We start from the raw sequence: 12477 nt of genomic DNA, 5'->3' as shown, positions 1-12477 counted from the left end.
GACAGCAAACAAAAGGAATTATACGACATTGTGTTGCAAAATGACGCTAAAAAATAACGCGTCTTGAGAGAACTGTATCTAACTGACCATAAAATCGGTCTTGGGTGGCGCAAAATAGGAAAACAGGAAGAGGAGTAAGTTCCCGTGGGAACTTACTCCTCTTTTTTTATGCCTTATAACACAATCTGTAGTTTCTTGCAGAATCTTCATATCAGCGCAAAGGCTTTGTAACAAGATATGGTGACCTTTGTATCCGATAATTCAGTTCAGAAACAAGACATGAACAATGAAGACGGCCATCATGGCTAACGTACCCGCTGCATTGCAGTCTACAGTGAGCGCACAATACGATGCGGCCGAGAAGCAGCTCATGAACAAATGGTTCGGCAGTAACGACACACAGCAGTCCACCCCCGACTTCCACGGCGACCTCAACGCGCTCTTCCAGCAGTTCGGTGCCATGCTCGGCATGCAAGGGCTCACCCTCGACAGCTATCTGGCTTCCCTGGGCGACAAAGGCGCACAGATGGCAGCCCTGCTCAAAGGTCTCTCGGCACAACAGCTGACCGACTATGCTGAAGAGGGAAAAAACTACAACACCACACACGCCGCCGAGATCTTCGCCGACGGTACCTATAAAATCTATAAGGGTCTGAACTTCACACTCGGACTGCGCGGCACCTACGAGCATCAGCAGAGCGGATACTCCTCGGCCGACGACAACAACGCATTCCTGCAAACGGCTCTGGCGCAAAACGGCGGACACGTCATCTACACACCCTCTGAGAAGGTCACAGCCTCAAAAGACTACTGGTCCTGGGTGGGACGCGCCGTGCTCAACTATCTCTTCGGCCACAACAACGCTTACATCAGTGCCGCACGAGGTAGACGCCCTGGCGTTCTCTACTACAACAACAGTCCCGAAAAACTCTCTACGCTCAAACCCGAGATCATCTACAGCTATGAAGTAGGACTCAAAGGCCTTGTCTTCGACGGACACCTGCGCTACGACTTGGCTGCCTACTACTACGACTGGTACCACTTCCAGACCAGTCGCTTCGACCAACAGCAAAGCATGTATATCGCCTCGGACGCAGGACGTGCACACTCTCTCGGAATGGAAGCATCACTGGCCTGGTCGCCATGCAGGGAACTGACCCTCTTCGGCAACTACAGCTATATCGACGGCAAGTTCAATGATAAGGATGAAAACGGCAACAAACAGGAATATGCCGGCAATCGCTTCCGACTCACGCCCAAGAACGGATTTACTATTGGAGCTGATGTAGAGATCGATCTGCACAAGAGCGGAAACTTCTATTTCCGGCCTACCTACACCTATAAGTCTAAGATTTATTTCGAAGATGACAACCAACCGGCGGTGACCGCCTATGGCACTTACGACCTGACACAGAAAGGCTACGGACTCTGCAACTTCAATCTCGGATGGCGCTACCAGCCCAAGACGGTGTACTACGAGATTGGCATCTTCGGCAAAAACATCTTCGACGAGAAATATATCGTCGATGCCGGAAACTCCGGCCGCAACATCGGCTTCCCCACTTTCATTGGCGGCACCCGTTCTGTCATCGGCGTACAGGCCAAGATCGGCTTCTAAGAGACTAAGACTTTAGATACTTCATACTACTTTATCAACAAGCCCATCCGCGCAGCATGCTGTGCCGGGTGGGCTTTTGAGTTTCATACACACAAAGAAAGAGAAACAAGAAAAATTAAGTAAAAAAAGACTTTATCCCCTCCGTTTAAGAAAAAATGTGTATCTTTGTGGACTATTTAACAATTCTCCTATTTAACTATGAACATACGTATACCTTTTCTTTGCTCCGCGCTGATTTTGATGCTATCTTCCGGAATGCTTCAAAGTTGTAAAGACAACGATTTCAGTTTCGACAATATCGACGCTACGATAGGATTGGGCAGTGACGAACTAGCATTGCCCGGTGGCAACAGTACAAAAGAAATTGCTCTGGACGATGTGGTGAGCCTGAACAACTCCAACTTCATCTACATTGACGACAACGGCGACTATCAAATAAAAGTGGACGGCGGAAGCCAAGAGACCTCCACCGTATCTATCGCTCCCTTCACATTCAAAACGTCATCTTCTATCAGCAGTACGATTCCAATGATTCAAGGCACATTCCAAGGTAAGTTGGCTGCACTCAATATGTCCTCCACCACTCCCTCCGAGGTAGAGGACCTGAGCAGTGTCGCGTGCGACCAAAATATCAACGTGACGATTAAAGTCCCTAATACCGTGCGGTGTGTGGACGAACTGACATTGTCACTACCCTCCTTCTTACTAATCGACCACGCCACCAACGACGGTGCTAACCTATCGATCAGCAACAACACAATCACTCTTAACAACACTGTAGCAGGTAGCCACACCATGGTTCTACATGTCAAAAGCATCGACTTTAAGACATCGAGCAATCTCGGATCCACCTCCTTCGACAAAAACAATCACCGCGCCAGTCTTACTGCCGACATATATCTGAAAGGTAGACTCAGCAAAAACAATATCATCAACATGGGCAGCCTGTCAAGCATCAGCGGTAACGCCACAGCTGACTTGACAATCACGGCTGCTACCGGCCGCTTCCACCCCGTGTTTACATACGACAACTTCGGCTCTGTACAGCTCAACAACATCCCTGACTTTCTTTCCGACAAGAGCGTGAATATGAATCTCTATGATCCACACATACACCTCAACTTCAACAACTCTCTGCCTATTGCTGCAAAAGTGAGCGGACGGCTGATCGCACGGGACGCACAAGAACACACCATCTCCTCCGTTGACATTTCCACCTTCACCGTACCCACCGGCAACAGCGTCATCGTACTCCACAAACAGAGCGAAGCAGCACCGCAAGGCCAGACCTATGTCACAGTACCCGGACTTGGCAACCTGCTCAAGACCATTCCTGACCATATCGACTTTGTTGACATCAAAGCCGAAGCCGATAACACACAGACCACTGAAGTGAAGCTCGGACACGACTACGCCATGACAGAACAATACTCGTTCTCTACACCGCTTCAACTCGATGCCGATGCCGCCATTGCCTACACAGACTCTATCGACGATCTTAACAAAACCGTCAAAAAGCTTAGCTTCAAGGAGAACACTGTTGGCGATCCGACTTCCATAAACGGTTCTCTGAAATTGGAGGCCGACATCACCAACCGTATGCCAGCCTACCTCACCCTAACTGCATGGGGAACCAATCTGCAAGGCGACTCCATACCACAGTCGCAACTGAGCGTGGTCGTGGACAAGACTGTGGAAGCGGCCTCTGACACACAAACACCTGCTACTACACACTTGACAGTCACTGTCAAACCACAGAGCAACAATGTGCTTCACAGCCTTGAGGGGCTGCAATTCCGCTTCCGGGCCGCAGCCAGCAACGGCAACAACGCCATCGTCGGCAAAACTATCAACGCCAAGAAACAAACCATCACCGTGAAGAACATCAAGCTCACGAAAACCGGAAAACTCATTGGCAACTTCAACTGATCATCATCCTATTAAGAACATAAGACAACAAACATGAAACACCATATTATATCACTTTGCCAGCTACTCCTCATTCTGGCTCTTGCACATACGTCCGCTTTTGCCCAAGGCCTTCGCTCGGCTTATTTCACCGACGGCTATCTCTATCAGCACACTCTCAACCCAGCCATGGGCAACGACCAAAACTATGTGGCCATACCCGCACTGGGCAACATCAATGCCGAGGCCCACGGCAACTTCGGCTACGAGGATATCGTGCGCGACAACCCGCTCTACCCTACCGAAAGCGGCAAGAAGAAAACGTCCTTCATGAACCCTTATCTCAGCGACCCGCTCAAGGGCTTCAACAAAAGTTGGAACCGAGTGGGAGCAGATGCCAACATCACACTGCTCTCCGGCGGCTTCAAGGCATGGGGAGGATACAATACCGTGGAAATCAACGCCAAGTCTTCCTCAAACGTGAAACTGCCCTACGAGCTGTTCCGCTTTGCCGTGGACGCAGGCAACGATACTTACAACATCGGCGACCTCTACGTCAACTCGCAGAACTACGTGGAGATAGCACTCGGTCACAGCCGGGACATCAACCGTCAATGGCGCGTAGGTGCCAAGATGAAACTGCTATTGGGTGTTGCTGACGCAGACATTCAGATGAAAGACGTGACCGCAAACCTCACCGGCGATACGTGGACACTGCACGGCGACGCGCAGGCTCACATGTCGATGAAGGGCTGGAAATACAAAACAGAGGAAAAAGAATACAAAGCACAGGCTGGCTCCTACTCCTATATTAATGATGTCAATGTGGACGGAGCCGGCATCGGTGGCGTGGGACTCGCCGCCGACCTGGGAGCCGTCTTCCGTCCCGACAAATACTGGGAGGTAAGCGCCGCACTGCTCGACCTGGGCTTTATCCACTGGAACAACGACTGCTATGCCACCAACCGCGACAAAGACTTCACCTTTGACGGTTTTCACGACACCGGCATCAAAAGCAGCCAAGGCAACACCGCCGATGACCAGTGGGATAAGTACAGCGACCAAATCGCACAATTCTACAACCTACAGGACGAAGGCGACAAGGGTGGCCGCACCACCATGCTCTCCGCGCGGATGAACATCGGCGTGCGCTATACATTGCCCAGCTATGAGAAGATACACTTCGGACTGCTCAGCGCCACACGCTTCTGCGGTAAGCACACCTGGACAGAAGGCCGCCTCAGCGCCAACTGGGAACCACTCAACTGGCTCGACGGTGGCGTGAACCTGACCGCCAATACGTTCTCCACCAACATGGGATGGATCATCAATGTCCACCCAAAAGGCTTCAACGTCTTCTTCGGTATGGACCACCTCATCGGTAAGGTCAGCAAGGAGATGATCCCGCTGAGCAGCAACGCCTCTGTAAGCATGGGCATGAACGTCACCTTCTGAAAATATCCGCCACAACCCACCTTTATCTCTTTGTTTTTTCGTAACTTTGCACATATATTATTATTTTGTCGACAAAATACCGGTATAAACGCATGAATATAGAAAAAGTTATCACTCAGGCCACCATCAAGGCCGTCAAAGAGCTCTACGGACAGGATGTGCCCGAGAAAATGGTGCAACTGCAAAAGACCAAGGAAACTTTCGAGGGCAATCTCACCCTCGTGGTCTTCCCCTTCCTGAAGATTTCACATAAGAAACCTGAGGACACCGCTCAGCAGATCGGTGAGGTGCTCCAGCGCGACTGCGAGGCTGTGGCACGCTTCAACGTGGTCAAGGGTTTCCTCAACCTCGTCGTGGCACCCCAGGCTTGGGTGAGCCTGCTCAACGATATCAATGCCGACGCTAAGTTCGGCGAGAAGCAAGCTACTGCCGACAGCCCCCTCGTGATGGTTGAGTATTCATCGCCCAACACCAACAAGCCGCTCCACCTCGGACACGTGCGCAACAACCTGCTCGGATGGAGCCTCTCTAAGATCATGGAGGCCAACGGCAACAAAGTCATCAAGACCAATATCGTCAACGACCGAGGCATACACATCATGAAGTCGATGCTCGCTTGGATCAAGTGGGGCAACGGCGTCACACCCGAAACGGCACACAAGAAGGGTGACCACCTCATTGGTGACTTCTACGTGCTCTTCGACAAACACTATAAAGAGCAGTGCAACGAACTGAAAGCGAAGTTCATCGCTGAGGGCATGGACGAGGAAAAGGCTGAGGAGAAAGCCAAGAACGAGGCACCGCTCATCGTGGAAGCCCATGAGATGCTCGTCAAATGGGAGGCCGGTGACCCCGAGATCCGCGCACTGTGGCAGAAGATGAACAGCTGGGTCTACGCTGGTTTCGATGAGACCTACAAGGCACTCGGCGTGAGCTTCGACAAGATCTACTATGAGTCAAACACCTATCTCGAGGGTAAGCGCAAGGTGGAGGAAGGCCTTAAGAAGGGACTCTTCTTCCGCAAGCCCGACAACAGCGTGTGGGCTGACCTTACCGACGAAGGCCTCGACCAGAAACTGCTGCTCCGCGCCGACGGTACCAGCGTGTATATGACACAGGACATCGGCACCGCTGAGATGCGCTTCAACGACTACCCCATCGACAAGATGATCTATGTGGTGGGCAACGAGCAGAACTATCACTTCCAAGTACTCTCCATCCTCCTCGACCGTCTCGGCTTCAAGTGGGGCAAGGATCTCGTGCACTTCTCCTATGGTATGGTGGAGCTGCCCAACGGCAAGATGAAGAGCCGCGAAGGTACTGTCGTCGATGCCGACGACCTCATCGCCGAGATGATCGGCGACGCCCGCAAGACCAGCGACGAGCTCGGCAAGTTCAAAGACATGAGTGAAGAAGAGAAAAGCGAGATTGCACGCATCGTAGGTCTCGGCGCACTGAAATACTTCATCCTAAAGGTTGACGCCCGCAAGAACATGCTTTTCAACCCTGCCGAAAGCATCGACTTCAATGGCAACACGGGTCCGTTTATCCAGTACACCTACGCCCGTATCCGCTCAGTGATGCGCAAGGCCCAGGCCGACGGCATTCAGCTGCCCGCCGCCCTGCCCGCCGACGCGCCGCTCAACGACAAGGAGATACAGCTCATCCAAAAGATGGATGCCTTCAAGGTGGCCGTCAAGGACGCTGGCGAAAACTACAACCCCGCCGGCATCGCCAACTACTGCTACGAGCTCACCAAGGACTTCAACCAGTTCTACCACGACTATAGCATTCTCAGCGCCGATACCGACGCTGAGAAGGTGACACGTCTCGTCCTCGCCGACAACGTAGCCAAAGTCATCAAGAACGGCATGGAACTCCTCGGAATAGAAGTGCCGGAAAGAATGTAATAATGAACACCAGGTCACGTCATGCAAAAGTGCCGGTCTCAGTCTTGATGATTAATTCTCAAGGCATCATGATATCGGTATTGGGTAACGACTATTTTCTTTCTTACAATCGCGTACCTTGGATGAAAGATGCTACGATACGCGACGTTCTCAATGTGAGAATGGAAGGAAGGGATGCCATCGCTTGGCCTGACCTGGATGTTGATTTGGAAATAGACAGTCTGAAACATCCCGAGCGCTATCCTTTGGTGATGAAGCGCGGACCCTTTGATTACATAGAACCGAATCATGAGTAACGAGCCAGTCTCTCCTCCCGACTACCGCCACGACACTGTGCTGCCCCTGCCTCCCGAGGTGAGAGCTGACGCGTGGGCTGTGGACGCAGCCTGTCCCGGAAACCCCGGACCGATGGAATATCAGTGCATCGACCTGGCCACAGGGGCGCGGGTCTTCCATTTCGGACCCATACGTGGCACCAACAACATCGGCGAGTTCCTTGCCATCGTACACGCCCTGGCCCTCATGGACCAACAGGGTATCCACGACAAGGCCATCTACTCCGACTCGTACAACGCCATCCTGTGGGTGCGCAACAAACACTGCAAGACCAAACTCCTACGCGACGACTCCACAGCCAAAGCCTACGAACTCGTAGCACGCGCCGAGCGATGGCTCACCACCCACCATGCCACCGTCCCTATCATCAAATGGGAAACCAAGAAATGGGGCGAGATTCCCGCCGACTTCGGCAACAAAAAGAAATAGTATTCTGTACATATAGAATTTCATATCCCTAACGTGGCTTCTTCTTTTTCATAGAAGAAGCCACGTCTTTTCTTTTTAACCCTTGAAAGTAATTACTCCCCTCTCCTTGGAGAGGGGCACGGGGGTGAGGCTACTTCACCTTTGGAGAGGGGAACGAGGGTGAGGCTACTTTGCACTCTTTGCACCTTTTGTGCAGAACGCGAGAAAAAAGATGGGCATTAGGCATACACCTTCACGAAAAAACACTTATCTTTGCCAATGAAGCCATAGAAGTGATTCTTAGGCTAAAAGATAATTCAACAACTAAAGACCCTACGACTATGATGCAAGAATTGATAGACACGCTCAACGATAAGCAGGCCTCTCTCGTCATCCTGCATGAAGGAAAGATCCACTCCTTCGGTGGTCACGGCGTGCGCCACCTATATAATCTGATGAATGAAAAACCCGAACTCTTCCTCGAAGCCAAGCTCGCTGTCAAAGCTGTGGGGCGCTCCGCTGCCAAGATGATGGTAGAAGGCGGCATCACGGAGGTGTGGGCTGAGTATATCAGCCAACAAGCCTACGACCTGCTGCACGATGCCGGCGTGGTGGTGAAATACGACCATAAAGTCGATCACGCCACCTTCCTCGACATCTGGCGCAAACTCGGCGAGGAAGCAGCATGAGGCACAAACAAATACATTCTTCTTTTACACGCTCACCACGCTTCCACAAGAAGGGAGCGTGGGCGACGTTTTATCGGAAACAGAACCTCCAAGAAATCCCCCCTCCGCACCGCTTGGCAATAATACTTTTCTTGAATTACACAAGAAATGCAACTTCTTTTTTTGTTAATATGAATTATTCAGGCTAGGTTAAAAGTTTAAAGGAAATACGTGGTATTGGAGAGGAAACGCAAAGAAAAATGTTTTTTCTTTGCTATTTCACTCGTTTGCAGTATCTTTGCAATATATAAACAACTAATATGACAGATATTTGCTGCATCGGGCATATCACCCGCGATAAGATCATCACCCCGGAGAGCACCGTCTATATGGCCGGTGGCACCTCTTTTTATATGTCTTACGGTATGAGCCGACTGCCAAAGACGGTGAGCTACAAGTTGGTGACAAAAGTGGGGAAAGGTCAGTTTCCGGAGGTAGAGAAGCTGCGTCAGGCAGGCATTGACGTACGTTGCTATGACAGTCGCCATACGGTGTATTTTGAAAACAAGTATGGTGCTAATTCCGACAACCGTACGCAGCGTGTGCTGGCCAAGGCGGATCCATTCACCCTGGAGGAGATGAAGCCGTTGGAGGCGAAGGTGTTTCATCTAGGCAGTTTGTTGGCCGATGACTTTTCGCCTGAGGTAGTGGAGTATCTCTCTACCAAGGGTCAGGTGAGCATCGATGTGCAAGGCTATCTGCGCGAAGTGTCAGGCGAGCAGGTGCGTGCTGTGGACTGGAAGGACAAGGAGCGCATCCTGGCCTGTACTGACATTCTGAAGCTCAACGAGCATGAGATGGAGGTGATCACGCATTCCAGAAATCCACGAACGGTGGCCTTACAGTTGGCAGACATGGGTGTGAAGGAGGTGATCATCACGCTGGGCAGCTATGGCTCGCTGATCTATTGTGAGGGGCGGTTCTATGAGGTGCCGGCCTACAAACCTCAGGTGCTCGTCGACGCGACAGGCTGTGGTGACACCTATTCCACGGGTTATCTGTGGATGCGCTTGCAGGGGGCGAGTTGCGAGGAGGCTGGTCGCTTCGCTGCTGCTATGTGTACGCTCAAACTGGAGCATAGCGGTCCATTTGACAAGACCCTGGCTGATATCCACCGCGTCATGCGTCGGAAGTGATGAGGGCGTAGAAGGTGACGTTAGACTATTGTTTCATGAATTGTTGATAAAACTGACAAAAAACAGCCATTTTCCAGGCGATTTTCTCGACCAAAGGGTTGTTTGCTCTCAATTTCGTGATTTTTGGAAGAATTTCTGTAACAAGCTGATATTCAGACAATTATTATCTTTAGCTATATTTTCTTCATTTTGACTCTATCGAAATCGGAAAGATTCATGGCAAAAACAATGGCTTTTTCTTGTAAAAGTACCGTTTTTGTGCTGTCATCTCAGTAGTTTGACGAAAAATTCTCTAGAGAATTTTCCATCAAAACACTGTTTTCTCATCGAGAAACAACCGAGATGACCAAGAGAAATCACTGATTTCATCCATAAAAGCCACATTTTTATCGTCGAGTAGCTACTTTTTCATTCATCCGAGAACGATACGCATTCATTTTCATCTCATGGTTCTCTCTAGAATGAAGTTTAATCCTGATGCACTTTTGTCAACAAATATACTCAAGCAAATCACAACATTCATCCAACTACCATACGATCTCTTGGCATTCGTAAGGCTTTTGTAGTCGAAGCAGAAGCCGTCTACCTTACGCTGAGTACTCCATAAGCACCAGTGGTAACGGAGGGATAAGGTTTTATCATTTTGCCGCCACTGCCGGAAGCGATAATGCCGCCATTGTTGAGGTCATAGGTTCTGTGGCAATGGGAGCAGGACGCAATACCCGCACTGTTCACCTTGAGCGGATAGCTGCGCAGTGGCAGCGCGTTGGAGTCGAAGCAGTTGGGGCACTCACGGTCGTAGGCGTAGAACGTCTGCGAGGTGGAGAAGCCATATCCCACAATGATCGCGCCGTTCAGACCAAGGATGAGTTGTCCGGCCTGCTGCCGTTGCTTGTCCTTGGCATCGAAGACAACCTGACTGCTGTGGCCCTGATTGTTGGTAAACACGAAATATTGCGCGCCACTCTTTGAAGTGGTGGTGATGGTGACAAAAATACCGGAAAGCGGCGTCATCGCCGCAGCAAGCGTGGCATCGTTGTGGGTCTGATTGTCGAAGTACAGCGCGCAGGGGGCTGTACTGAATTCACTCTCCACATCTCCACAAGCCACGAAGAGAGCAGCAGACAGCAGTCCCGTCATGGCCAGCATAATGATTCCGAATACTTTCTTCATTGCGACTATTCTATATAATATTAATGTGGGGCGGGATTTATTCCCGTCCTAACCCCATTGGCGGTAACCAATAAATGTACCGAAAGGTTAGGGCGTACACAGTGGGTCGTCCCTACACTAACACCCGTGTATATCCTTGAACTGCAATTGCAAGGTTAGGTACCATCATATTGATAGGGTGACAATGTAGGGGCGGAATTTATTCCCGCCCTAACCCTTTTGATGGTGATTAATAAATGTCCGGCCGAGTTAGGACGGCCATAAAGGCCGCCCCTACACTAAAGCCACAGCTTTCCCTAGTTTCTGCACCCAACATGAAACATGTTCCTATCAACATTCAACATTCACCATTGGGCTCACTCAACATTCATCATTCTTCATTCAGCAATCTTCTCTCTGCTTCCTCCACCCTCTCGAAGTGGAAGCCGTCGAGCGTGTTGTCCATGAGTTCCTGGATACGGTCATTGCAGAGATTGCCAATGGAACCCTCATGCGTGTGATGGATGTGGTGGTCGGCCTTGAACGTCCCAGCCTCGATCTCCAACCCCACCTTCTTATAAGCGTCGCGGAACGGCATGCCATTAGCGGCCAGCCGGTTCACCTCCTCCACGGAGAAAATAGGATCATACATCGGGTTGTCGAGGATATGCCGGTTCACCTCTATCTTATTGATGATATAGGCCGCCATGCTCAGGCAGTCCTTCAGCTCGTCGAAGGCAGGCAGGAACACCTCTTTGATGATCTGCAGATCGCGGAAATAGCCCACGGGCAGATTGTTCATGATGAGCATGATCTGCTGCGGCAGGCTTTGTATCTTGTTGCTCTTGGCACGGATGAGCTCAAAGACATCGGGGTTTTTCTTGTGCGGCATGATACTCGATCCCGTGGTACACTCCTTGGGCAGATGCACGAAACCAAAGTTCTGGCAGTTCATCAAGCAAGCGTCGAATGCCATCTTGGCCAGCGTGCCGGCCACCGTAGCAAGGGCGAAGGCCACATTGCGCTCCATCTTTCCACGTCCCATCTGCGCATAGACCACGTTATAGTCCATCGAGTCGAAGCCCAGCAACTCTGTCGTCATCGTGCGGTTCAACGGGAAGGAAGAGCCATAGCCCGCTGCCGAGCCGAGAGGATTGCGGTTGGTCATCTTATAGGCCGCCTGCAGGAAGAGCATGTCGTCGGCAAGGCTCTCAGCATAAGCGCCAAACCACAGGCCAAAGCTCGATGGCATGGCGATCTGCAGATGGGTGTAGCCGGGCATGAGCACGTCCTTGTATTCGTTGCTCTTCTGGATGAGTTCGTCAAACAGACTCTTCACCTCGTCGACGACCTCCATCAGCTCATGGCGCGTGAAAAGCTTTAGGTCGACGAGCACCTGGTCGTTGCGTGAGCGGCCCGAATGGATCTTCTTGCCCAGGTCGCCGAGCTTGCGTGTGAGCATCAGCTCCACCTGGGAGTGCACATCCTCCACGCCATCCTCGATGACAAACTCGCCTTGCTCACACGTGCGGTAGATGTTTTTCAGTTCAGCGAGCAGTTTTGTCAGCTCGTCTTTTTCCAGCAGACCGATGCTCTCAAGCATGGTGATATGTGCCATCGAGCCGAGCACGTCGTACTTGGCGAGGTACATATCCATCTCGCGGTCGCGTCCCACGGTGAACCGCTCTATTTCTTTGTTGACTTCAAATCCTTTCTCCCACAGTTTATTGGCCATAATACGAATTTAGTATGATGAATTTAGAATGATGAATATTGAGTAATGCGAATGATGAACCAGAGTGATGAATGAAGCGTAATGAATGAAG

The 12477-nt window shown here is 50.9% G+C and carries 10 protein-coding genes; 8 read left to right on the top strand and 2 right to left on the bottom strand.

The features are described 5' to 3' along the window. Positions 1 to 286: 286 nt before the first annotated feature. The 8 genes from FYJ73_RS02625 (at position 287) to FYJ73_RS02590 (ending at position 9499) form a co-directional block, all read left to right on the top strand. Entirely contained in the window at positions 287 to 1618 is a 1332-nt protein-coding gene (locus FYJ73_RS02625) for a TonB-dependent receptor (RefSeq protein ID WP_154533162.1), read from the top strand. 198 nt (positions 1619 to 1816) lie between these two features. Continuing rightward, positions 1817 to 3547, top strand: coding sequence for a hypothetical protein (locus FYJ73_RS02620; protein WP_154533161.1), 1731 nt, complete (start codon positions 1817 to 1819; stop codon positions 3545 to 3547). A 33-nt stretch (positions 3548 to 3580) separates the two neighbouring features. Beyond that, positions 3581 to 4981, top strand: coding sequence for a DUF5723 family protein (locus tag FYJ73_RS02615; protein ID WP_154533160.1), 1401 nt, complete (start codon positions 3581 to 3583; stop codon positions 4979 to 4981). A 92-nt stretch (positions 4982 to 5073) separates the two neighbouring features. Next, positions 5074 to 6891 carry an arginine--tRNA ligase gene (argS, locus tag FYJ73_RS02610; RefSeq protein WP_154533159.1) on the top strand — a complete coding sequence of 606 codons (1818 nt, stop codon included), beginning with the start codon at positions 5074 to 5076 and terminating at the stop codon, positions 6889 to 6891. Between the two features lie 47 nt (positions 6892 to 6938). After that, on the top strand, positions 6939 to 7187 hold the full coding sequence (locus tag FYJ73_RS02605; RefSeq protein ID WP_154533158.1) for a DUF2442 domain-containing protein: 249 nt from the start codon (positions 6939 to 6941) through the stop codon (positions 7185 to 7187). Further along, entirely contained in the window at positions 7180 to 7656 is a 477-nt protein-coding gene (locus tag FYJ73_RS02600) for a ribonuclease H family protein (protein ID WP_154533157.1), read from the top strand. The genes FYJ73_RS02605 and FYJ73_RS02600 overlap by 8 nt, the downstream gene beginning before the upstream one ends. A 320-nt stretch (positions 7657 to 7976) precedes the next feature. Next, positions 7977 to 8324: a DUF1893 domain-containing protein gene (locus FYJ73_RS02595; RefSeq protein ID WP_154533156.1), complete on the top strand. Its 348-nt coding sequence runs from the start codon at positions 7977 to 7979 to the stop codon at positions 8322 to 8324. A 299-nt stretch (positions 8325 to 8623) separates the two neighbouring features. After that, complete coding sequence (locus FYJ73_RS02590) at positions 8624 to 9499, top strand: PfkB family carbohydrate kinase (protein WP_154533155.1); 876 nt, start codon at positions 8624 to 8626, stop codon at positions 9497 to 9499. A 582-nt stretch (positions 9500 to 10081) separates the two neighbouring features. On the opposite strand, the gene FYJ73_RS02585 is transcribed toward FYJ73_RS02590, so the two are convergent. Continuing rightward, on the bottom strand, positions 10082 to 10672 hold the full coding sequence (locus tag FYJ73_RS02585; protein ID WP_235899188.1) for a hypothetical protein: 591 nt from the start codon (positions 10670 to 10672) through the stop codon (positions 10082 to 10084). A 370-nt stretch (positions 10673 to 11042) separates the two neighbouring features. Continuing rightward, complete coding sequence (gene argH, locus FYJ73_RS02580; protein WP_154533154.1) at positions 11043 to 12386, bottom strand: argininosuccinate lyase; 1344 nt, start codon at positions 12384 to 12386, stop codon at positions 11043 to 11045. Between the last annotated feature and the right edge of the window lie 91 nt (positions 12387 to 12477).

Origin of the sequence: Hallella mizrahii (genome assembly GCF_009695775.1) — a bacterium.
Taxonomy (GTDB): domain Bacteria; phylum Bacteroidota; class Bacteroidia; order Bacteroidales; family Bacteroidaceae; genus Prevotella; species Prevotella mizrahii.
The sequence above is the reverse complement of the archived record's forward strand: the minus strand, read 5'-3'. Positions and strand labels throughout refer to the sequence as shown.